This window comes from Bdellovibrio sp. HCB290 (assembly GCF_047305925.1).
GTDB lineage: Bacteria > Bdellovibrionota > Bdellovibrionia > Bdellovibrionales > Bdellovibrionaceae > Bdellovibrio.
Window position 1 is genome coordinate 2,637,472 of record NZ_CP178620.1, and the last position, 23,334, is coordinate 2,660,805.

Consider the following 23,334-nt stretch of genomic DNA (forward strand, 5'->3'; position numbering starts at 1 on the left):
GTTATGTTAAGGAATTCGGACGGGCAAGAGCTGCATGTCGATAGACAAGCCCACCTAAGATACCGAAAAGACTACCACCTAAGTGGGCGGCGTAAGCCACACCCGATCCCAAGCCCTCCGGAGTTGCCCAAAAATTTGCCAGATCCACCAGCAAAAAAAGAGGAATAATCATAAGGGTCGGCAGGTAAATATAACCATAGTGTTCAGGCATCGGTGAAACAAAGTAAAGATAGCGCACGCGGGCCTTAAACTCGGCCACACAATAGAACGCCAGAAGCGCACTTACAGAGGCACTCGCCCCCACCATGGGCACCGTGCCCGGCCCCTGGGACCACAAGAACCCCAAGCCTCCGGCAACCCCACCCAATAGATAGACCATAAGCATGACAGAGCTGCCGGCCAAGGCTTCAACCGCCGCCCCCATTACCACCAGGAACATCAGATTTGAAAATAGATGCAACCAATTAGAATGGGAGAATTGATAGGTCAACCAGGCCAAGGGGCCTTTCATGGAGGAGCTGAGACCAAAGCGAAACATGAGCTGTTCCTTGTATTCGGCGCGGAACTTTACGAAGTCTTCCTTCCATCCACGAATCTTTACCTGATCTCCGCGATAATCGCGAAGCTCCCCATCTTTTAAGAACCGGGAATCCCGCAAGGCATAGGCGCCCAAGACAACCATATGCTCTGAATTGGTGCTCTTCATTTGTTGCAGCCACTCTGGTGACTCTGCCAGGGTCTCTGGCGGGAGATCCTGAAGATACTGATAAAAAAGTTTACCCGTTAAGGTCAAACCATCCATTTCAAAAAGACGACTGTCAGATATATCCGGTCGCGTGCCGCTAAAAATCAGCAGAAAGATAAATACATTCAATGCCACCAAAGTCATGGTCAGTGGAAAACGCTGAACCTGTCTTAGATCTTCAGGGCATGGGATGATCATCGCACACCGTATTTTTCTTTAAACCCTTCGATCCATTCCTGCGCATCAGATGAACTTGCAGGAACACGACCGCCCTTACGAGATTTTAAACTTTCTTTCAAGGCCCAGATCGAGCGAACGTATTTCTTATCTATCGCCTGGCGCAAGGCCGGAACTGTCTGAAGGTTTTCAATGACTTCCAAACTGCCGACGAAATCTTTCTGGCTGTAAAGATGATCCGCTTCCAACACCTGAGTCACCCACAATTTACGGGAAGCATCCCCCAGCTGAACATCATCCGGGTTATCCAGATATGTCGCCAGGATACAGCCCGAGGAGGTGCGCGACTCACACACTTTGCTATGGTATTCTTTGCGCTCGTCGCCCTCACTCAAAAGATACTTCGCGAAATAAGCCATTGCCTGGGAATTCACCGGATCTCCCCAAAGCGAGTGCTCCGATTCCTTGTTCAAACATTCAGAAGAAATCTCTTTCAACAGAAACAGCGACAAAGCAGCATCCATTCTTTGTGTACCACTGAGCTCCTTGTCCGGGATCTCCTGGCACATCGCCGTGCTTTCTACCGCTGTATGATACTCACCCGCCGACAGCGCCTGATAGCTTTTTGCAAGCCCCACGAATGCAACCAAGGCAAACATCGCAAAACTAAACTGCATCCACGACGTCATCAATCGTTGCTCTGGCATTGATGGACCAGGGTCTGAAACTTTCTTCAGCGTCACAACAATGGTGTCCGAAGCCTTTTCATGAAAAGCTCTGCGCAGCGGATGCCCCACCACTCCCAGGAATGGAAGTCCCAAAAGCAGGAAGGATCCACACCACGAAACTGATCGCACCACACACTGGGAAAAAGACAGACGCTTTTGTGACGAGGGATAGGAAACCACTCTTAGTTGCAGGAAGTATTGTCCCGGAGTTGCCTGAAGCAAATACAACGACCATGTCTGCATCGCCACCACTCCGATGGAGCCCACAGCAAACAACATCATTACAGCAACAAGTCCCTCTTCAGAGCGGGAATTTAAAAGAAAAAATGTTTTGGTTTGCCGAAGCAATCCAGAAACCATCAGACTGACAATCGGCGAAACAATCAGAAAATCCAGAATGAAAGCAATAAAACGATCCATAAGGAACGCAATTGCAGGCTGAGCCTTGAACTGTTGGGAATTATTGATTTCTGGCGCCGACAGATCTGGAAATAACATACAGATCGTATCGGCTTGAAACAGATGATTCTAAAGTGACTATTGAGTGAATCTCAGAGAATGAACGCGACCTTCTTGGTCGATCGCAAAGTGCGCCTGACCCACGATGGTTTTGGAATTATCGATCAGACTAAATACCTGCTCGCCAGCATCCGCCGAGGTGACTGGACTTACTTCCACGAAGTTAAGACCAAAGGCACTGGCGTACTTTTTAAGAAAGCTGGCCTTATTTTGGATCTCCAGGGCTTTCTCGCCGGCCTGGGCATCAATAAATTCCAGACTCTGGATTTTACCACCGGAAATATTCATTCCGTATTTGCCTTCAAGGTAACCAAAAATAAGATCATCGCGCAGAGTCGGTTTTTCAGCCAACGCTGCCACAAGAGAAGACTTTTCAGCAGAGAGTTTTTGCGCGATATCGTGCTCCCACTTCACATCACGGGCAAAAGCACCCGGTTCAAAGCTGGCAATTTCACGATTACCACGACCACCGACAGCGGAATCAGAGTTGTCAACCAACCACTGATTTACGAATACCGTCATCAATGCGACAGATGCGATAGACATCACCAGGACTGATTTTTGTTCCTGGGCTTTGTCCTGAAGTCTTTTACGGAAAGATCTTTCTTTAGGAAACTCAATCACTTTCGCATTCCCCATTTTATATTCTCCATCGCAAAGTTCATTCTATTACTACCCTGCGAAGGGCGTGCCGTTCCTACGGCCGTTTAATCCATTATGACCGAACATCAACTTAACAGACGACCAAAACTTAATTGACGTCTCATTATAAGACTCTAGTCCTGGAAAGAATTTACCCAGGAATCAATACCCGCCTGCATTTGCGGCAGATTGTAATATAAAATCTTCTCGACCTGAACGCCCTGACCTTCGATTTGATGTCCTTTGCCACTGACGTAAAGAGCCTCAGGAATTGAGATTTGCACGCCCGGTGCAATTTCATCCATCGGATACCAAACCCCAACCAATAGCTGCCCCCGTGACGGGGCCCCTCTCAATGGAGAATTGCGATACTCTTTAAGCCCTTGCGCTACCATTTCCGCGACCGAGGAAGTTCGCCCGTCCACCAATACCTTCACCGATCCTGAAAAACAGGATGAGTTGCGGAAGGTCCTCAGCACCACCTCACGGTTGCGCTCTAGGATTTGCAGCTGCTTTTCATCATCCAACAGATCCGGCATCTCTGCGCGCCCTAGTTTTGCTTTGGGCTTTTCAAGTTTCCCGATCACAGTCGGCTCACACAGAAACAACGACAAAAAGCGCAATCCTGCCACAAAATTGCCACCGGCGTTGTTGCGCAGATCCACAATTACGGATTTGTACTTGCTTAAATTTGCGGACGTGCTCTTCAAAGCTTCATCCTTAAAGAACTCCGCGCGGAACGAAGGAACTTCCAGCAGGGCTGTTTGTTCTTTCAACCGATTCAGCTGCATACTTTCGTTTCGCTTCACCACACCTGGATGAAGCTTAATCGTGAACTCGTCACTGGCGCGACGAATCTGATAATCGCCGGCTTCGGATTCAATGGACCAGGAGCTGGGTTGTTCGCCATTGATCGCGACAATTACATCCCCTTTTTTAAAGCCCACTCTTTCCGCAGGTGAATGCGGCAGAACTTTAAAGACCACCATCTCACTATCGACGAATTCGCCACTCAGGCCGGTCTCTTTGACTTCGCCTCTCCAAATCCCGCGCACTTCAGGTGCGTCGTAGATCTCGAGATGCGAAACACGCAAGGATCCCAATACGTAATTGATATCACGCAGGATCAGGTCCTTCTTGGTGTACGGAGTGACATAGCGACTGTGCTCCATGCACGTGCGGTGCCATTCTTTTAAGTCTTCTTTGGGTAAATAGATTTTATCAGATACCAGATCGCAAACCACAGGATAAGGATTCACAAACGATCGGTTGATCGTGAAATGAAAGGCCCCATATGCACAGGCCAGTGTCAAAATGACGGCGGCGATTCGGTTTAACATTCAATCCCTTGACGAAAAAATGGACTCCTTGCGGAATCCACTTTTCCTTTCATCCTTAATCAATGCACATTTCTTAAGGCGTTCGAAAAACTAAGCGGCAACCACAGTTTTCTTCTTGCGAGCTGCAGAAGGATCGATGTGATACTGCTTAACTTTACGATACAAAGTTGCGCGCCCGATACCCAAAGCTTTTGCTGCTTCAGTCAGGTTGCCTTTGTACTGAACGATAGCGTTCTCGATCGCGTGTGCTTCCATCTCTTCCATTTTTTGAACGTTAGAAGATGTTGCAGCCGGAGTCGGGAACTGAATCAAGTTACCATGACCCGTGTTATCCGTTGTTACCGGGCTGTTGCCAGAAATCAACGCAGGAACACCTGCTGTTAGTTGCTGTCTGAAAAATGCATTATCAAGACCTTCTCTCCATTGAGATGAAGAATAAGCCTGAACTGTCACATCGTGCTGCTCCCAGTACTTCTTAGCGTTCTCGATAGTTTCCTGGTTATCGCTTACCACGATCATTACTGTGCGTGACATTCTTGTCCTCCCCTTTTGAAACAAATTGCAATCATAATTGACTCACTTTGTACCTATCGGCGTTTCATCGTGAGAATTTAGGGCTAGTTGCAAATATTTTTTGAGACACTTTAACGAGGCCAAATCACTGGACTTTTGGAGGGTCCCAAAAAAGGGGTTGCATTAATATTTGTGAAGTTTTGGATCCAAAACGGGCTATTGAGCCGCTAATGGGATTTGAGGTTCTGCCGTCTTGGGCGCTTCTGGCAGCGCAAAGACCGGGGGATCCGCCTGAAGCAGTTCCGTTGTCTTGATAATAAACTCTGAATATTTAGACAGACTTGTATAGTCCGCTTCATGGCGACAGTCAGTATATCCAGGGCGAGTCCCATGCGTAATACCTGTAAGATACCACACCCCTCCTGCTGATAGATAAGCCGGGCCGCCGGAGTCACCGAAACACGCACCCTTTTTATCTCTTTGATCGATAACCAAATAGTTATCAATCAAGGCATAAAGGGACACCGTCACTTCGTTCATAGATTTGGCTGGTGTATGAACTTCTTCATCAAGCAAACCAAAACCCGCCAGTAACAAGCTGCTGTTCAATGGAATGATATCCGTATTTTGATGAATCACTGCTGCCACAAACTCTTCAGGAGCATTTTCAGAAAGCTTCAACAGTGCGATGTCGTTCTCCGAAGTCTTATGAGTCTGTGTGGGATCATCCGGGATTGGCACATCTATGATCTTAAATCCGGGATGAATTATAATATGATCCACGGATTTAAGCTGTGTTTCCGGAAGAATAGCTTCGCCAAAACCCACGCTGACATCATTCACCCATTTTACACAGTGAGCAGCTGTCACTACCAGGTTGCGTGAAATCAAAACTCCCGTACAAGACACAGAGCCACGATAGTAAATACCCACGGTCGCTTTGCGGGAATAACTATCAGGAGAAACAGCTTCACCGCCAATGATGGCTGCATTTTTGCCAGGAACTGACAAAATATCTGAAGCCTGCTGTTGAGAGCAGGCCACAGTTGTTAGCGCGATCAGTGCGATTAGCAGCGTTCTCATCGAGGATTGATCCTGTCTTGAATTAGTAATTCACGAACTGAGGGTAATCACCCTCCATCGTTTGAGCCGCGTAGTTCAAGAAATCCTTGTAGTTCACCAGCAAAGAGTACATGCCGTAGTGATGGCAGTCTTCATAACCAATTTCAGGACCACGAGTAGCACCCGCAACGATCAATCCCATGGAAGTTTCGATAAAACCAGGACCACCGGAGTCACCGTTACAAGCCCCCGTGCCACGAGTTTGATTAGTGATAATTTCCTGATCACGAACCTGGGCAATTTCAACCACAGTTTTTTGCATGGAAACTGTTTTGATGGTTTCAGTTTCCGACATACGTCCCCAGCCCACCAAAGTGATCGGTGTTCCCGCCTTCAACTTCTTAACATTATTCAATATAGGAACTGGACGATAGCCTTCTGGTGCGTCGCTCACAAGCTTCACGACAGCAAGGTCAAACAACGAAACGTTCGTATCCATATCAATGCCGAAATTACGATGACTGACGGACTCTGCGATCTCGATCGCGTTTACATCATCAAAAGATTGCGGAAGGTCTGTACCAAAAAACATTTTGGTTTCAACTCTTTCGAACATATCCGCACAATGAGCCGCTGTCAGAACCAGGTTTCTGGAGATCAAAACACCCGTGCAATAGGCAGCAATGCTACCATCGCGCGGTGATTTATAAATCAAAGCCACCGTCGATTCAGCATAATTTTCGCCGCTGGTCACTTTCTGACCATTAATAATCGCAGACTTATTGGAGCCTTCAACGTTCGCTACATTTGCATTGTTGTTTTGTGTACAAGCTGCCAATGCCAAAAGGGAAATCATCATTAGTTTTTTCATTTTGGTTCCTTAACTATTAAAAAATTATTCTGTAAAAAGTGGCGCTTCCCCGCCCAGTACCGAAGCCGCTTTTTGCAGGAATTCCTTGAATCCCGCCAAAGAGGCGTATGCCACCTGCGTGTGGCAATTAAGGCTGCCATCAACAGCACCACTTGTCGCACCGACAACAACCAAGCCCGATTCGGTCTGCAGGAAAGCCGGCCCACCCGAATCACCCCAGCAAGCACCCGTACCTTGAGACTGATCTACGATGATTTTTCTGTCTTGGACACCTAAAACTCTTACGTGTGTGGTCAGAAGATATTTGGACATCTCACTGAGTTTTTCATTGGTGCGACCAAATCCTGCCAGCAATACTTCCTGGCCCGCGTTTAAGCGCGCTTCGGAACCCAGAACCGGAACAGGTAGGGCCCATCTTGGAGCTAATGTTCTAAGCTTAATCAATGCCAGGTCTCTAAGTTCGACGCTGGCGCGAGAAGTTCCATCCCCGGCTTGCGGAGTGACCATATCATAGGAAAGGGCGCGGTCGATTTCGCGAATGTCGCCTTCACCTTTTGAATAGAAAGTTTCAGAACCAAAAGAAATCACGACTTCATAACCTGACTGAATCGGTTCCAGACAATGCCCGGCCGTCACAATAAGATCCTTGGAAATCAAAGTACCTGTGCAGAATGTACGAAGACGATCACCATCAACCAGCATTAACGCCACGGTGGCATTGGCAACCTGACTGTCACGCTCGACGGACTTACCGTTAATAATTCTGTCTTCCTGAGCCTGGGGCACAGGACCTGAATGTTGAGGCGAGCAGGCAGCTAATAACAGCGCCGGAAGCAAAGCCCATAACTTCATACAAGTCTCCAAAGAAAATTTGCTAAAATCACTTTAGCGAAATCCGGGCCAGTATTTTGCGTCCTCATAGCAACCACAGTCGACTTGGAGAACTTTGATGGATCACCACCGGGAAGGTATTACCCGTTGAGCTGACGAAGAATTAGACAGTTTTAAATGGGCAAAAAAAAAGACCGCCTATTCAGCGGTCTTTTTAAATCCAATTTCCAATTTCCAATTTCCAATTTCTAATTTCTATCGGCGGCCGGATTTGATTTTCACTTGAAGCTTAGAGATCAAGTGAACAGCCATTTTCTCTTGCACGCGGCACATTTTAAGTTCGTCGCGGCGGTATGATCTTTGAGAAGGAGTCAAAGTTCCTGTCTCAAGTTCCATTTCGTAATCCAACTTGGAAGAACGGATGCCTTCAAGTTCTTTAGTTTGTGTCTTGAAAAGTTTAGTTACGCCAGACAATGGAGCAACTTCGATCCACTCTTCTTTACCACGGTACCAGCTCACCATACGCAAAAAGCGAGCTTTATTTTTTGCCAAAGTAAATTTTGGGAAACCTGTGTCTGGAAGCTCAAGAATGTTATCAACATCATCAAGGTTCAAGTCATCTTCTTCACCTTCGCTAAGAAGGTTGTCAGAAAGTCCCGCCAAAACTGCAGCTTCTGATTCCTCATCTACGTCGATATCAAATGCAGACGTCTTTTTGGTATTCTTCTCATCAAGGTCAGAATCCAAATCAGAATCAATTTCTTCGGCCATATTGTTGCCTGGATTGATCAAAGCGAGCCTCCCCAAAGTACCGAGTTCAGTACATATCTTTTAAACACTGATTGAAAGTGGGATGAGTTATATCGCAACTTTCTCGATGACACAATATGTTAATTGCGTGAAAAAAGGTGAAAATCACAAGATCAACTCTACAAAGTCGAATCATTCTTATCTTTTTTGATTCGACTTTGTGTGCCCCAAAGACAAACGGAAATTATTTATATGCTGTCACATCAACTCTGAAGCCACCGGTTTTTTTCCAGAAATATTTATTGCTGGCGACAATACGAATGGCCGCAATGGGACGCCCCTCGAAGTATGCACTGCGAGTGGAGCCTGCTCCCAACTCGCCCATAAGGTTGTATTCCATCCGCGTGTCACCATAGTCAGCGAACATGATGTCCACTTGTTTGATTTTGATATTATTACGTGTTCCCACCAATCCGATTCGGGTCACACGGTTCCAGGTGCTGTTGGGATAAAACGTAAACGTACGCTCTTTGAAGCGTCCTGTATCCCCTGTTCCTAAGCTGTACTCCCGTGACTGCCCTGATGGCGGCTGAGGGTACTCTGGCGGAGTTGGTTGAGGCGGCTGCGGATTCTGGGGTGGCCGAGGGTTCTGTGGAGGTGGCTCATAAGGGGGATAAGGATCACTGGGATCTTCGTGTCCTGGTGGCTCATCTGGCAGCGGCATTGGTAAATCTTGTTCGGCCTTGGAATAAGACAAAGAAAAAACGGTCAGAATCAATAAAATCCACTTCATGGCGCTGGCCTCCTACTTTCCACAAGAAAATAAAAAACCAGCGCGCCTATCAATCATTGAAAGGCGCGATTGTCAGAAAACAGATTTAATCAAAACGCAGATGCTTCACGGACTCGCCAGAGTCACGCAATTCACGAAGTGCGTCGATACCGATGCTGATGTGCTTATCCACGTAATTTGACGTCACTTTTTTGTCGCTCTCTTCCGTTTTGACTCCATCTGGAATCATTGGGTTATCAGAAACCAACAATAAAGCACCGCGAGGTATTTCGTTAACGAAACCGGTAACGAAAATCGTGGCAGTTTCCATGTCCACAGCCATTGCGCGGGTGCTGGTCAGGTAATCTTTGAACTTATCATCATGTTCCCACACGCGTCTATTCGTGGTGTAAACGGTCCCCGTCCAATAATCGCAGTTATGTTTCGCGATCATCGAGGAAACAGAGCGCTGCAAACGGAAGGACGGTAAAGCCGGGATTTCAGCGGGAAGATACTCATTACTGGTTCCTTCGCCACGGATCGCGGCGATTGGCAGAATAAAGTCACCCAATTGATTTTTCTTTTTCAAGCCACCGCATTTACCCAAAAACAAAACGGCCTTCGGGTTGATAGCGGACAACAAGTCCATGCAGGTCGCGGCCAAGGCGGAGCCCATGCCGAAGTTAATGATCGTGATGTTTTCCGCGGTAGCAGATTGCATAGGGCGATCTGCACCACGAAGTGGAACGTCGAATTTTTCTGCAAACATTTTCACATAGCCGCTGAAATTCGTAAGCAAAATATATTGCCCGAATTCATTGAGGGGTACGCCTGTGTAGCGAGGCAGCCAGTTATCTACAATTTCCTTTTTTGTTTTCATTCTTGTCCTTAACTTTTCTATCGTCAGATGAATTGATCAAGGATAGCATGGTTTTTATCTTCAGAAAAGGGGCATTAACATGAGCGTCACTGAAAATAGCATCTTGATGGAAATTCCTCCGCGTTTGATCTCCTTAGGAGGCGGCTCCGAGGTGCATCGCATGATTCCTTACGCGAAAAAACGCATGGTCGGCCCCTTTATCTTTTTTGATTATTTTCCAGCAACGGAATTTGGCCCGCAGCAGGGTATTCATGTGCGCCCTCACCCACACATCGGACTTTCAACTTTGAGCTATCTTTTGGAAGGCCAAGTTCTTCATCACGATAGCCTCGAGAACAAAGTTCTGCTGAATCCGGGTGATGTGAACTGGATGACAGCGGGCGATGGGATCTCGCACTCAGAGACGACCCCCACAGATCTGAAGGATGTTCCTCACCGTTTGCATCTGTTGCAATTCTGGGTGGCATTGCCTTTGGCCGAAGAAGATCGCAAACCCAGCTTCATGCATCACCCTAAATCCACGATTCCGCGCTTTAAGGTAAAAGATGCAGATGTCCTGTTGATCGCAGGCGCAGCATTGGGTCACGCATCACCGGTAGAGGTTTTCTCGGACCTGTTTTTCATGGATGTTCACTTGAAAACCGACAAGGAATTTTACTTTGATCCCCGCGGTGACGAGCTGGCATTTTATATTTTAAAGGGCCGTTTAAAAGTGGGCGAAAAAAGTATTCCGCCGGATGATTTCGTGGTTCTGATTCAGGGCTCCCCGCTGCATGTCTTTGCGGAAGAGGACACCCAGTTTATCGTGCTGGGCGGAACTCCATTCCCCGAGCCGCGCCATATCTATTGGAATTTTGTCTCTTCATCGAAGGACAAAATTGAGGCTGCGAAAACTCGCTGGGCAAATCTGTCCTTCCCTCAGGTTCCCGGCGAACCAGACATCATTCCTTTGCCAGAAACTTAACATCCGGCTGTTAGGTTTCTGACACTTCTAAATAAATTTCCCATTAGCTCCCATGGAGCTCCTGTAATGGATAGGTCCGAGTGGTCTTGTGATAAAACTGCTCGGTCATTTATTTACTCAGGAGAATCACGTGAAATTACTTATTTCTTTGTTCGTCATGATTTGCGCAATTCAGGCTAATGCTGTTGTTTATGACTATGGCCTTGAAATGGTCAGACCCGATGGCTGTAAATTCAGATGGCCCCTCCATGAACAGGGCGCTCCAAATCCAGAGGGTGTCGCGTGGTATGGTAGCTGCGTTGGGAATAAGGCACAAGGCTATGGTTTAATATTTGAACTGAATTCACCCACGTCCTATTTCATTCGCTATTCATCCGGCAACGCCTATCCCATGCTTATGGAAATCAAAAATGGTGTTGCAAAACCTGTTTTTCTTAATGCTTCCCACGTCGGGGTAACTCCCGATTACAATCCTTGTAGCAAGTATAAAAAGGAATGCGATCAGCTTGTACAGATGTACAACGAAATGAAGTCCTCGCTTCCTAAAAATCCGTACGCTGGTAAATCGGATAAGAATTCCAGCAAAAAATCAGGTCCATCATCAGAGGTACCACGCGGGAATGTTATGGCGAAGCCTGCTGGGTTTGTGACTGACGAAGGCCCGTACATCGGGACTTGCGATGATCAAAGACTTGCTGCTGAAATCGAAAGATATGGACAAAAAGTTATCGCGCAATATGGCCGAGAAGCTTCAATTTGCCCATCGTCAAAAGGTATGGTGAAGGTGCACTATTTTGCGATCACACTTCTGCAAAAAAACTGCCCTGGTGATTCCAGAGCAGTTGAAGCTATTGAACAATATACCCGTATTATGAATGAGGCCTTGGAAACGATATCTCAAACCTGTGTAGACTAGGCTTACTTACAGATTGAAATCGCTTTTGTTCCCGCTGTGATTTTCGCATAGGGGGAGTTCGTTGAACGCAGAACTGACCAGTAACGAGCTCCGCCCTTCCAACTGCCGCTGACTTTACCTGCGATACGGCCATCGCGCTCCATCCAACGATTCAGGATACGAATACCACAGGCAAGATTCTTGTACGGATCATGCACTTCGCTGGCAGATTTAAAGCCGCAACCGTAAGCGTTGCCGGATTCAATTGAAAGTTGCAACAAGCCACGGCTGACCACTCGGTTGCCTTTGCTGTCGTTGAAGGCTTCTGTGTAGGCTGTAGCAGGTTTAAAGTTACTTTCGTACTTCACCATTTGCGACATTAGGTATGTCCAAAACTCTTTGCGCTCTTGATACGACAATGAGTTGTACTGAGGGCAGAAAGTCGTTGCATCAGCGGGCTTCACGTCCAAAAGATCCTGCCCCAGAACTTCAAGTTGCGCATCCACGTAGTCGGTCCATTTTTTACCATCCGCATGGGCACTTTCCCACAGTGGCGTCACCTGACGACCTGTGGTCGGTTCAGAAGGCGTTGGGGATGGTGTTGGCGACGGCTTCGGCGTCGGAGTTGGCGTTGGTTTCGGTGTGGTTGTCGGCGTATCAGAAATCGGAGGTTTCGCCATCGCAGCCGCTTGGTGAGCGGAAAAGAATGTTACAAGGATTGCGGATAAAATAGTGATTTTGATTTTCGCATTTGTCATGCCGATGAATTCGGCTTGCTCATATTTGGACTTTAATAATTTTTTAAGTGTCTACGAACTAGCCTGAAGGTTCCCGGAATAACGTCAAAATTGTCGTCAAAACCACGACCAGTGGGGGCTTTATGCCCCAACCAACCCTCTGTTAGGAAGCTGACACTTCTAAATAAATTTCCCACTAGATCATCTTTAAATCCAGTAATGAAAGGAATCTCCCGGAGCTGTGATAAAACTACCTCATTCTTTATTTGAATCTGGAGATGAAATGAAAAGCGTCTTTTCTCTTTTACTGATTGCGTTTGCCTCTACAATTGTACATGCCCAACCTCAATTCGGCGCCGTCCTCGTAAACAGCCAGGCTATGGGCTCCTGCAGAATAGATTATCCTTTTAATCCGCCGGGTTTCGGAGATACCGAGCTGGTTATATTCTGGAATAATCCCTGCTTGAATGGCAGAGCGAATGGAGTGGGTTATGTTGCTGACTCCAACAGTGGCAAAGGCTATTTTGCAGAATTCAGAGACGGCAAGCTGTATAATAACGTCTTCGCTGAATTAAGTGAAAATGGCATTCCTAAAATTAAGGGATACGTCGCTGGAGATCCATTCTCATCCGCAGATGAATATTACTGCAGCAAATATGCTGACCGCTGCAACAGATTGTTAAGCTATCTAAAAGGGGACCCGGGTCTCGCCATAGGTGAGAACACGGTCGATGGGTGCGGAATCGATATTATTGTGAATACCTCGCCCTATTTTAACGACGTCAAATGGACAGGGAAATGTGTAAATGGTCGCGCCCAAGGATCTGGCTGGCTCACTTACAAGAACGTGCACAACTCCACCGTTGATACTTACACGGATTATTCGCAGGGTAAGCAATCCAACCCTTATTACTATCGCCGAACTAGAACTATTCACGGTCGCGTTTCTGAGTATTTAGGAAAGAGAACACTGGGAGCTAACACAAAGATATTCGTCGACGTCGTGACTTCATGCAATGGCGATAAAAACTGCCAACGAATTTCTAAAATTGGAAAACAAGGTCCCGGCCAGGCTTCTGGCAATTCTAGCGCACAATCTGGGTCATCATCTGTTAGTGGGAACTCCTCTGCGTCAGATGGTAGCTTGGGTTCTGTCACTCCCCCACCGGCGGATTTCTTAAGATCTATCCAAGGCGACCGTGTTTCTTGTACGGACGCAGCTTTAGGGGCGGTCGGTAAAAGAATGATGGATAAATATGGTGCTGAACTTCGCAGCAATAGCATGTGTACCACGGCGCGTGCGAGCGCAAAGGCTCACTATGAAGTGATCGTTACAATTGAAAAAAGCTGCCCCCCAGAGATGATTCCGCAAGTAGCTGACATGCAGCCGTTGCGCAGTTCACTGCAAAGTGCTCTTGATACCATTCAATTCTCCTGCCCCTACTAGTTAGGGCGCAGCGGCGCATCACGCTATCAGTTGATTTACGGCAAGCATCGTTGTTAGTCTAAGCCCCATTGTGCAGTCGTAGTTCAATGGATAGAGCACTTGGCTTCGAACCAAGGGGTTGCAGGTTCGAGTCCTGCCGACTGCACCATTCTTTCTTAGTTTTTCCTTTTAATTAACGTCTTCGATTGTTGTTGCTTGCTTCGGCAGGACGCGGAAAATCGCGCATTGAGCGCGCTTTTCCTATGCGCTCGACATTTGGCGCCGTTGGCGCCAAGAGCCTCGCGCATGCTCCGCACTAAAATGCGCCGCTGGCGCATTTTACCGCGGGCACAACTGCCGACTGCACCATTTCTTCTCAGAAGCCTGCTCCGAGAATCTGTATTCTTTGTAATATCCACACCCGCTACGGGTGCGGCAGCGCATTTCTTTATGAATTCACACCTGACGGTGCCTTTTCACGGCGGGTTATCATAATTTAAACATCCAAGTGGTATTAGCTCTGTTTATTTCTATTTGAGCTGGCCTATTATTGGCAGTGATTTGGGGACAGAGGTATACCCCCAATGAAACCAAACCGTCCTAACCTGACTTTATTGCATAAAATGCTGTTCCCGATCCTGGCTATCATGCTGGGGGCCGCGGTAACTTATGGTGCCGAGCCTCGTTGTGGTGGGGTCTTCCTAAACACTCCTACCTCCCCGCAAAGCCCCCTTTGGAATGACCTTTTGAAAGAGCCTTTGGTTAACCGTGATCGCGCTGATCGCTTAAGTGATTTGATTGAGCAGCCCCAGTTTTCCAAAGCCAAGGGATCTGTCAATGCAGGTATGTCACAGGCAGACCGCTTGAACGCGGTTCGTGAACTGGCAATCGAAAACATCGTGGCAGCCCCTGGCCACCGACAACTGCGTAATCCCAAACAAGTAACGAATCTTAAAGAATACATTTTGAATTCAAAGGGTGGCGACTTCGCCCACGACCCTATTCTGTTAAATCTTATCACTGATGCTGCTGGTGGTATTAAATCCGTCGATCTATGGAACGCTCACCACCGTCTGGTAGCTTATTCTTTGGCTGGATACAAAAATATCGGCGATCTTCCATCACAGAATATCTTAATCCTAATCAACGGATACAAAGCAGAATCAGAGCAATGGGGACACTTTCTTTCCATTGGTGGTATCGACTCGGCTGCGACCAATTCTTATTCGACTGTTCCTGTTGGCGGTGAAATTCGCGTGGGAACTGTGAGTGTTGATGGTGGCCGTTCAAACTTTGAACTGGGCTCCAGAAATACTATTGGCAGACTTCTAAAAAACACCATGGACGCTACCCCCACAAAAGTGGGCGTCTACTTTGGAACTTTTGATCCAGTTCATGAAGGACATATAGCCGTGGCGAAGACCATTCGCGAACGATACGGTCTTGATGAAGTCATCATGGTTCCAAATATTGATTCCATCAATAAGCCCAATGCATCGTCACCGACTCACCGCCTGGATATCATGAAAATTCGTGTCGGCAAGGAAAAGGGCATTAACCTGTACACGGGTGCTTCGAACGTCATCATCAATCAATTTGGTCGCGATCCATTTATCGAACGCATGACTCAGCTTTATGGTGCGACGGAAGTTTTCCAGATTATTGGCAGCGACTCTTTCATTAGCTCACTTGCAGCCAAGTCCATCAGCGAATCTTCCAATCGCAAATTCATCGTGGTGCCACGGGATGCGACTGAAAAAATCGATGTCCCGGACAATCTGAAACCGTTGGTTCAAGTTACAAGCTTGGCGGATCCCATGGGTGTCAGCTCCACACTGATTCGTAAACTTATTAAAGCCAACGAACAACCACCGAAAGCAATATTGGATGAGGACGTGTATCGTTACGTCATCAGAAATGATTTATATAGGTAAGGAGTTCCAATGCTGGGTTTAAAATTTATTCTAAACACAGTCGTGACAATTGCAAGTGCAAGCGCATTTGCAGTGGGGTTTATTGAAGCTTCCCCTGCGGAAAAGGCCCAGCTGGAGCAACCTCTTAAACAGGCTGGCTTTGCAAGTACCAACCTGGAAATTTCCCGCTTGGGCGGCACAGGCCTTTCCACTTACAATTTCAAACTGGGCCAATTAAGCAGTGTCCAGTTTCAAACTCTGAAAGACTTCTATCGCCTGCCCCTGAATCCACAAGCAACTTGGCTGGAATACAATCCCCAACGTTCTTATGAACTGATTGATTTCCTTCCACCTAAGATGCAAGCCCCTTTGGGGAAAACTTTTGAAAGTTCGGAAACTGTGAATTGGCTAAAACCATTAAACGGCGCCGATGCCACTGAATATTGGATCAGCACAAATTGCTGGAGCACCGCCTACGATCTATTAAGCTCGATGTCAGATCCATTCACCAGTCACCTTTTCATGGATCCTAATGATGTGTATGTTGCAGAGATCATGCGACATACTTCAGGTTCTTATGAAGTTCGTGAATCAGAAGTGAAACCTTACGACTACGTTCTTTATATGGTTAAAAATCAACAAGGCCAATGGGGCTTGGATCACGTGGCGGTCCACATTGGCTTGGGTTTGGTTTACGAAAAAACCGGAAACACCGGTGGACTTGATTACTATGAAATTCGGCCTCTTAAAAACGTCAGCGCAAATCGAATCGGCATGAATACCGGCACTGAATTGAAGATTGAACACCGTCGTTTGAAGCAGGAATTGCCGCATCCATATAAAGCCTGGGGTGCAAAAGCTAAAGGTCTGCTGACGGCGGCTCAACTGGCAAAAGTTCCTGCTGAATTTCAAAATCAGATTGTCTTGTTTGGCAATGATGCCTCGGTGGTTGAAGCTTATAACCGTATTCGTCCGATGAGCATTGTCGCCAACCAACAAGGCCGCTATGTTTTCGATCCCCGCGATCCTATCGCCGAAAACTTTGCTGGTTCAAGAATCAACGGAGATATTGCACAGGGAACTACTGGATACTCGGGCGCTGACATGAAAACTCCAGTTTGTAAAACCAACGAAAGCGTGACCGCACTAGTGACCGGATTCTTTGGCCAAAGCTTTTTAGTCGAAGCCAATGATTACCAAGTGGTCGATGAAGCGGCTTGCAAAGACTCCTACGGTCGCGCTTATCCAAAATTCTGGATTCCCGCGAATGCTATTTCGGTTCACTAACTCTGGAAATAAGGGATTTAACGATTACGTTTAGTTACCAAGCTGAGTGAAGTTATAAATATCACTCAGCTTTTTTGGCCCGTCATTTGCTTTATTCCCAGGACATGTTGTCTAGTCGTACTCGTTCTATTTTAATGAAACTCCCGGTGCTTACACTTTGTACAGCCCTGTGGTTATTTCAACCTCCGGCGAATGCTAATACCGGAGCTCATGGTGACGAGTGCAAATCCCCCAACTATATTAAAGAAGTCGTAGATCCCTTGCGCGCACCTGGTGTTACCGCACAGGATATCGAAGTTCTGCGAGGATTTCTGGCTAAGAACGACCGCGCCGGAATGTACCTGATGCTCTATCGCCTGACGGGCGAAGAGTTCTGGTTGATGGATGCCCAGATCACAACTTTCAGTGGGATTTGGGGCGGCACTGCTCTGGAAGCCAACTACCAAATCAAACTTCGCAATCAATCGAAGTACGATGATTCCATCGATAAGTTTTCCCTGAAAATCGCAACCAACATGTTGAAGTGGGTTGAGATGAGTGTTGATGAAGGCAATAAGGGCATCGTCGACATCGGCACGCTTTTGATGAAGGGCGACGGCGAGGTTTGGAAATCAAAGGGTCTGTTGAACGAGTATCCCGGCCGAGTTCTATTTTTCAACTTGTTTGAGTATCGCGCCTTGGACTTCCGCCACACGATGGGTTCAGGATCCTACTTTAGCGCTGTTGCCGTGCTTAAACGTGGTGGCATGCTGGGCAAGCGTCCCGCTGACTATGCTGGTAATTCGAACTTTACAATTTACACTTCCAAAGAAGGTCGCTTCGTCACTGTGATTGATAATCGCACAGGAAAAGTTGAAGCCTTTATCGATAAAGATGCACGCCCCTTGGGAATGTTAACTCAAATCACAGATGTGGCTTTAACGGAAAACGATCCTGAATATTACGAACGTCTTTGGACCTGGGAGTTCATGCAGGGCAATCAAGACACAGCCCAAGAATACAATGCAGGCGTCTGGCAAAACGGTCGCCCTTTGCCGAACCCAAATATCAAAGGTAACTACTTCTTCAATACGAAGAACAATGAGTGGCAAAACCAAAAGGACAAATCTCGCGTTGAGAACCAAGCGCTAATTGCGGCGCTGAACGACGCGCGCGAAAGATCCAAAAAATTTCGTGAATCCAAAGGATTTCCCGCTTTACCGCAGCAACCCGGTCGTTATTAAAAACAACAGTATTCGGAAATCTCATTTATTGAGACTTCAGACTGATTTTCAAGCTTTGCCAACAAATCCAAGCGAGATCTCACACTGTACATTTCAAAATACTGCTTGGCGCTTTGAACCATGCTGGCACGAACCGTATTCATTCCCGGATTAAGTCGCGCCAGTAACATTCCATCCAGCACTGCGGAAGCCCAAAGGTGTTCTGCATGCCGATTATAATGTAAGCGCTCTAACATCACAGCTTTTGCATCTTGATGACGTCCGTTCAAAATAAAATAGACAAATTCGGCTTGAGCCAACAAAGGACAATATCGTTCAATTTCGATAGATTTGCGAGTTGCTCGCGCACGACCAAAGGACTTTCTTGATAACTCCATCGGCCGTCCTGTAAAACTTGCCAAAGCCCCTTGATAATAACAAGCCAGCAAAATACCGCGACTCCAACCCAATCTTTCCGCCGCACACAGCAGCCGTCGAACGGTCACTTCAAGGTTCGCATAGTCCTTCAATCTAAAATGCAGTTGAGCAAGCATCACATAGGACCAGGCAATCAACTGCCCATGCTTTTTGGATTGCTGACGATAAGAAAGCAAAATTCCACGGCGCAATTCTTTGATGGCCTCTTCGTTCTTATCCTGATGCATGTGAACTCGCCCAAGAACATAAGAATGTTCCGCGACTATACTTAGTCGGGTTTCTGATGTGAAAAGCTGCTCGGCTTCGGCCAGATAGGACAATGCCACCGGAAAGTCCCCTAGGGTTTCGTAAAGACGCCCCTTCCACACCAGGATACTTGCCCGTTCTTCGGTTAGGGTAAGACTGACAGCAATTTCCAAGGATCTATTTAAGTAGATTTTGGCAGATTGAAATTTCCCCAGATAGAAGGAACTGATTCCGAGATAACGACAAACAGTCATCTGCTGCTCTGAAGGCAAAGCTTCAAGCTTCGCGCCCTTCAAAACCTGGCGATACTGCACCCAGGAGTCCTTCAACCGTGTTTGCTCGAAATGCTTTTCAGAACAGAACTCAGCCAGAGATTTGTTCACTGGGCGAATTTTTAGGTTAGGCCGATCACGTCGTATCGAGACCGGGTTTACACCCAACACCTCACCGATGCGCGCTATTGTTTCGGGTTTTACTTTAAGAACGGTGTGGTTTAGCCATCTCTGCACGGTCTTGGACGAAACTCGAAGCTGCATTGCCAAATCAAACGCCGATAGCTGCTTGCTCTGCAAAAGCTCTTTCAGCGCATCACCATCGATTTCGACAAACTCAGAACCCATTCGTTAAGCATACTAACTAACTAAGTTTTTTACAGTCTAGTTTGCTCGAAACGATTTAACGTTAAACATGAATTTGCTCCAATACTTCGAAGGCTTCGATTGTTTCTACGTTCACCGGAATATCTCGCATTAATCCTGAAAGGCTGCGACAAGGACCAACATTGATAAACTTACAAATGCCTTTTTCCTGAACCAGTCTTTGTACCGCTTCAGACCAGTGAATTGTGCGTGTAATGCTTAGCAGGAATTCCTCTTTGATTATTTTCGGATCCGTCAGCTCTTGGGCGCTTAAGCTTGAAAAAATTCTGATCTGTGGCGAATAGGTGCGTACATGAGTGAAGTCACTTTCGACCGCTAAAACATACGGCAAGATGTAACGAGAGTGCGCGGGGTAGTCCAGAATATTCATGGTATTCCAGCCCTTCTCCCGAGCGCGTTCTTCAACTTTCTTCAGATCTTCGTATCTTCCGCCAACATTCAGAAAACGCGGGGTAAGACAGGACACATCCACCTGAGTCTCTGCAAACCAGGCATAGTCCTGCTCTTCAAACTTTTCTGACTTGGGAGCCAGCACACCAATGTTACGACCGATTTGATCGATCCCATCAATTCTTTGTGTGAACCAGATGTGATTGAAAATGGCGTCTTCAAAACTATAGGCCCCGGCAAAAACCGCACGGGCAAGATCCCCCAACGAGCATCCCATAACCCAATCCGGTGACTGTCCCAATTTGTCGCGCAGGCGTTCAGCAACTCCGGTTTGAATGCAGCAAATTGCCACGGCCGCCAGGCTGATATTTTTTATCGAATAGATTTCCTCAGTGGGAAGCTCCAGGAACTCTTTAAAAGAAATCTTTTTTTCAAAGCGCGCCGCAATGATCTCTTCGGCCTTCAAAAAATAGTTCTGCACTTCGGGAAGATGTGAAAAACGATTGCGGTCTGATTTTCTGATCAGGGCATTCAGTCCCGGAAAAATATAAGCGACTGCCACGATTAGATCTCCATCAATGCCGGTTGTTCGGTTTCAACTGAACCTTGCGAAGGATAACTTGGGAAAGCCGCGATATACGGAGGCATAAAAGACGGCTTCAGATCAAACTCCGCCAGAATTTCAATTATATCTGCCGCAGTCTTCTCGAAAATATCCTCTTCCATTTGGCGAACAAATTTTAGAATTTCCGGATTCAACAGATTCTTTTCGTTCAAAGTCGCATTCACCATCTTGGTGTGCTCGGCTTCATCTTCCAAAATCTGCGATACGATATAAGCCACACCCACATTATCCGTCCACTTGACCAGATCGGTGTAGTGCTTAAATACGCGCATTTCCAATCCCCAGGCCCCATACAGGTACAACATTTCGGGATCTTTCAGCTCGCGCACCAAGGCACTGAAGAAGCGCCCCAGGTATCTTTCCATTTTTCTATTCAGTTTATGCTCAAGCTCCTTATAACCAGGAACTGCCAACCAACGACGACGCTCCAATAGAACTGAACGATGCAAAAGCTTTGCATGGCGCAATTCATCTTCAACGTGCTCGGGCATTTGCGGAGGCAAAGACAGATTGCGAGAGGTGAACTCGCGCTGCATATGAATGGCAGCATTTGATTCACAAAAACCCAAAGCCTGCACCCAAGCTAAAGTTGCCGCAGGTCTTTCCCCAAGCATCCACGCCAGACGTGAACTTGCTTTGCTGCCTGCAGTCTGAACATTGTGGGATTTTTTGTAGACCCTGATCAGTTCCGTCATACGCAGAATCATGATTCTGCACATGTCTTTTTCGATCGCCTGTAACTGCTGCAAAGAAAGCTGATCTTCTTCGGAAAGTGATTCACGAAACTTTTTACCCAATTGTATGTGAGCCGACTCGTCGCTAAGAACATCCGTCATCGCTTCGCGGATGTGCAGGAACTTTGTCGCTGGAATGTAGGAAGAATAAATTTGGAAAGGAAACTGTTCGATGGTGATGGCACCATGAACGTAAGCTGCAAAGCGATTGTTCGCCTGCACCAGAACCGGATTGCCAAAGTAGCTCATAGTGAATGATTCGGTCATGGCACACAGTCGCGCTCGCAAATCTCGCTCTGCTTCATTTGCCGGTTCTTGAATCGGCCGGATTTTTGAAATCACGTCGCGATGACGATACTCATCTGCCGCATGCGTGCGGATCTCTTCCACAAATTCCGGTGGAGTGGATTGGGAAATGTTGCCCAGAATCTGCTCTGCTGCAAGATGCTCCATGTGCGCCATTGCTGTCAGCCACGCTGACTCAATGTGCGCATCCTGAGTAATCTCACTCATCAAATCTTGAATTGTACTCGCAAACGTTTTCATATGGATGCCATAGCATAGAACAAATTGTTGCTGAACCTGCCATGACATTTAGGAAATCAATCTCTGTTCCCTTAAAATACAAACAACTGATTCCCTTGGGAAACTCGCCATTTCTGAAATGATTAACGCACGGCGACTGGCGTGCGTCCAAGAGCGTCCATTCACCTCCCGTTAACTCTCAAGTAGCTTCCCAAATGCCCACCCATAGCAGATTCTATTGACCCCCTTCGGGATTCTGACTAGGCCTAATCAGGTATCAATTTAAGGAGTTACCAATGAAGAATCTTCTATCAGTTTTCGCTTCGACTTTATTGCTTGCTACAGGCGCGCAAGCCGCAACAACTGTCCAAGGCACATGGGGCGCAGACCAAATCAACTGGCAAATCAGCACTTCTGAAAACAGTCAGCAATGGAATTTGCATTCCGGTTCCGTTTCTAAACAGCTTCAAATTCAAAATACTTCAAAGGCAACACAAATCACAGCTGCTGATGGTTTGACGGCGCTGAACATCGATCACAGCGCTACACAGACCTCCCTGAATGGTCAGCTGGATGGTCGCAAAGTAGAATTGGCAATCGAACACACTAACAACGGCACATTATGGTTTAAGGGAGTTTTCAAAAATCACCGCCCCTCTCTTCGCTTCGATGTTCCAACTGAACATCGCAAGGACGGTCGCGCGACCGGCTTCTTTAAAAATGAACTTGCTGATCTTTACATGATCAGAACTTCCAATGGATATTGGTTCAAAGGCTACATGAATGGTTACTGGATTGATTTGAACGTTAAAAGATCCGGCAACACATACACATTTGAAGGTGCTTACCTAAGCAAGCAGGTTTCCTTGGTGGCAACAACTGATGGTGCCATTGATGATGTGATTGAATACCTGCTTTTGGATACGCCAATCCCAAATTCTGATTTTTTAAATTTGGGATCGATGGAAGAAACTAAAGAATAGTGAGTTATTTGTTATTCGAGGAGAGACAATGTTCTCTCCTCGCTACTTTAGGCAGCTTCAGCCGCAAAGTAAGGAACCTCGACAATAGACCGGATGCCGTGTCTTGCAGTCAGTGCCAAAGAAATCGTGCGAAGGCTCGCGATCATTTTCCCCCGGGACCCCAGGATTCTGCCAAAATTTCTACGCGAACATTCAATTTTGAAAATCGTCGTGCGCTCTCCATGCACGATACCGACAGAAACTTCCTCTGGATGGTCAACGATCAACATCAAGATGTCTTCCATCTTCTTTCTTGTAGTTTCCAAGATCTCACTTTTGTTTGGTGTAAAGTTGAGGTCAACAATGCTGGAACCTTGTCCATCCGCTTGTCCTGACTTACGAATTACGATTGGCATCCTTCTCTCCTGATTGCTCATAGTCTCTCCGTTTAATTGATGTTTGATTACATTTCGGAAATATTCCACGAAATTAAATGGATGC

Annotated in this window: 23 protein-coding genes and 1 tRNA gene; 8 read left to right on the plus strand and 16 right to left on the minus strand. The window is 46.8% G+C overall.

The annotated features are described in order from the left end of the window. Window position 1: 1 nt before the first annotated feature. The 11 genes from ACLVWU_RS12985 to ACLVWU_RS13035 form a co-directional block, all read right to left on the minus strand. Window positions 2–943 carry a rhomboid family intramembrane serine protease gene (locus tag ACLVWU_RS12985; protein ID WP_413575206.1) on the minus strand — a complete coding sequence of 314 codons (942 nt, stop codon included), beginning with the start codon at window positions 941–943 and terminating at the stop codon, window positions 2–4. After that, window positions 940–2,148 (minus strand): RDD family protein, encoded by a 1,209-nt coding sequence (locus tag ACLVWU_RS12990; RefSeq protein ID WP_413575208.1) that lies wholly within the window; start codon window positions 2,146–2,148, stop codon window positions 940–942. The genes ACLVWU_RS12985 and ACLVWU_RS12990 overlap by 4 nt, the downstream gene beginning before the upstream one ends. Window positions 2,149–2,187: 39 nt before the next feature. Beyond that, complete coding sequence (locus ACLVWU_RS12995; protein ID WP_413575210.1) at window positions 2,188–2,808, minus strand: hypothetical protein; 621 nt, start codon at window positions 2,806–2,808, stop codon at window positions 2,188–2,190. Between the two features lie 137 nt (window positions 2,809–2,945). Beyond that, on the minus strand, window positions 2,946–4,151 hold the full coding sequence (locus ACLVWU_RS13000) for a S41 family peptidase (RefSeq protein ID WP_413575212.1): 1,206 nt from the start codon (window positions 4,149–4,151) through the stop codon (window positions 2,946–2,948). Between the two features lie 90 nt (window positions 4,152–4,241). Beyond that, the gene (locus ACLVWU_RS13005) at window positions 4,242–4,685 is read right to left on the minus strand and encodes a helix-turn-helix domain-containing protein (protein ID WP_413575213.1); all 444 of its coding nucleotides are present in this window, start codon (window positions 4,683–4,685) and stop codon (window positions 4,242–4,244) included. Between the two features lie 195 nt (window positions 4,686–4,880). After that, window positions 4,881–5,747 carry a S1 family peptidase gene (locus ACLVWU_RS13010; RefSeq protein WP_413575214.1) on the minus strand — a complete coding sequence of 289 codons (867 nt, stop codon included), beginning with the start codon at window positions 5,745–5,747 and terminating at the stop codon, window positions 4,881–4,883. Window positions 5,748–5,769: 22 nt separating this feature from the next. Continuing rightward, complete coding sequence (locus ACLVWU_RS13015) at window positions 5,770–6,597, minus strand: S1 family peptidase (protein WP_413575215.1); 828 nt, start codon at window positions 6,595–6,597, stop codon at window positions 5,770–5,772. A gap of 24 nt (window positions 6,598–6,621) precedes the next feature. Continuing rightward, complete coding sequence (locus tag ACLVWU_RS13020; protein WP_413575217.1) at window positions 6,622–7,449, minus strand: S1 family peptidase; 828 nt, start codon at window positions 7,447–7,449, stop codon at window positions 6,622–6,624. Window positions 7,450–7,683: 234 nt separating this feature from the next. Continuing rightward, on the minus strand, window positions 7,684–8,220 hold the full coding sequence (locus tag ACLVWU_RS13025) for a hypothetical protein (protein WP_413575218.1): 537 nt from the start codon (window positions 8,218–8,220) through the stop codon (window positions 7,684–7,686). Between the two features lie 202 nt (window positions 8,221–8,422). After that, entirely contained in the window at window positions 8,423–8,971 is a 549-nt protein-coding gene (locus tag ACLVWU_RS13030) for a hypothetical protein (protein ID WP_413575219.1), read from the minus strand. A gap of 85 nt (window positions 8,972–9,056) precedes the next feature. Beyond that, a complete protein-coding gene (locus ACLVWU_RS13035; protein WP_340596724.1) occupies window positions 9,057–9,830 on the minus strand; it encodes an AMP nucleosidase in 774 nt (257 codons plus the stop codon). A gap of 79 nt (window positions 9,831–9,909) precedes the next feature. On the opposite strand from ACLVWU_RS13035, the gene ACLVWU_RS13040 reads away from it, so the two are divergent. Next, window positions 9,910–10,794, plus strand: a complete 885-nt coding sequence (locus tag ACLVWU_RS13040; protein ID WP_413575220.1) for a pirin family protein — start codon at window positions 9,910–9,912, stop codon at window positions 10,792–10,794. A 130-nt stretch (window positions 10,795–10,924) separates the two neighbouring features. Next, window positions 10,925–11,710 (plus strand): hypothetical protein, encoded by a 786-nt coding sequence (locus tag ACLVWU_RS13045; protein WP_413575221.1) that lies wholly within the window; start codon window positions 10,925–10,927, stop codon window positions 11,708–11,710. Window positions 11,711–11,712: 2 nt separating this feature from the next. Here the strand turns inward: ACLVWU_RS13045 and ACLVWU_RS13050 are convergent, their stop codons facing one another. Then, complete coding sequence (locus ACLVWU_RS13050; protein WP_413575222.1) at window positions 11,713–12,447, minus strand: transglycosylase SLT domain-containing protein; 735 nt, start codon at window positions 12,445–12,447, stop codon at window positions 11,713–11,715. Window positions 12,448–12,709: 262 nt separating this feature from the next. Here ACLVWU_RS13050 and ACLVWU_RS13055 point away from each other — a divergent pair, with 262 nt between their 5' ends. The 5 genes from ACLVWU_RS13055 to ACLVWU_RS13075 all read left to right on the plus strand — a co-directional run bounded on the left by ACLVWU_RS13055 (window position 12,710) and on the right by ACLVWU_RS13075 (window position 18,275). Next, a complete protein-coding gene (locus ACLVWU_RS13055) occupies window positions 12,710–13,873 on the plus strand; it encodes a hypothetical protein (RefSeq protein ID WP_413575223.1) in 1,164 nt (387 codons plus the stop codon). A 72-nt stretch (window positions 13,874–13,945) separates the two neighbouring features. Beyond that, a tRNA-Arg gene (locus tag ACLVWU_RS13060) sits at window positions 13,946–14,021 on the plus strand. A 415-nt stretch (window positions 14,022–14,436) separates the two neighbouring features. After that, entirely contained in the window at window positions 14,437–15,786 is a 1,350-nt protein-coding gene (locus tag ACLVWU_RS13065) for a nicotinate-nicotinamide nucleotide adenylyltransferase (RefSeq protein ID WP_413575224.1), read from the plus strand. A gap of 9 nt (window positions 15,787–15,795) precedes the next feature. Continuing rightward, entirely contained in the window at window positions 15,796–17,052 is a 1,257-nt protein-coding gene (locus tag ACLVWU_RS13070; RefSeq protein WP_413575225.1) for a hypothetical protein, read from the plus strand. A 146-nt stretch (window positions 17,053–17,198) separates the two neighbouring features. After that, on the plus strand, window positions 17,199–18,275 hold the full coding sequence (locus tag ACLVWU_RS13075) for a hypothetical protein (RefSeq protein WP_413575226.1): 1,077 nt from the start codon (window positions 17,199–17,201) through the stop codon (window positions 18,273–18,275). On the opposite strand, the gene ACLVWU_RS13080 is transcribed toward ACLVWU_RS13075, so the two are convergent. From ACLVWU_RS13080 to ACLVWU_RS13090, 3 genes are all read right to left on the minus strand, one after another. Next, window positions 18,272–19,558: a helix-turn-helix domain-containing protein gene (locus ACLVWU_RS13080; protein WP_413575227.1), complete on the minus strand. Its 1,287-nt coding sequence runs from the start codon at window positions 19,556–19,558 to the stop codon at window positions 18,272–18,274. The two genes, ACLVWU_RS13075 and ACLVWU_RS13080, sit on opposite strands and share 4 nt — an antisense overlap. 61 nt (window positions 19,559–19,619) lie before the next feature. Next, window positions 19,620–20,549: an acyltransferase domain-containing protein gene (locus tag ACLVWU_RS13085; RefSeq protein WP_413575228.1), complete on the minus strand. Its 930-nt coding sequence runs from the start codon at window positions 20,547–20,549 to the stop codon at window positions 19,620–19,622. A gap of 2 nt (window positions 20,550–20,551) precedes the next feature. Beyond that, window positions 20,552–21,892: a ferritin-like domain-containing protein gene (locus ACLVWU_RS13090; RefSeq protein WP_413575229.1), complete on the minus strand. Its 1,341-nt coding sequence runs from the start codon at window positions 21,890–21,892 to the stop codon at window positions 20,552–20,554. Window positions 21,893–22,167: 275 nt separating this feature from the next. On the opposite strand from ACLVWU_RS13090, the gene ACLVWU_RS13095 reads away from it, so the two are divergent. Beyond that, the gene (locus tag ACLVWU_RS13095) at window positions 22,168–22,854 is read left to right on the plus strand and encodes a hypothetical protein (protein WP_413575230.1); all 687 of its coding nucleotides are present in this window, start codon (window positions 22,168–22,170) and stop codon (window positions 22,852–22,854) included. A 47-nt stretch (window positions 22,855–22,901) separates the two neighbouring features. Here ACLVWU_RS13095 and ACLVWU_RS13100 read toward each other — a convergent pair whose 3' ends face one another. Next, window positions 22,902–23,249, minus strand: a complete 348-nt coding sequence (locus tag ACLVWU_RS13100; protein WP_413575231.1) for a KH domain-containing protein — start codon at window positions 23,247–23,249, stop codon at window positions 22,902–22,904. Window positions 23,250–23,334: the final 85 nt, after the last annotated feature.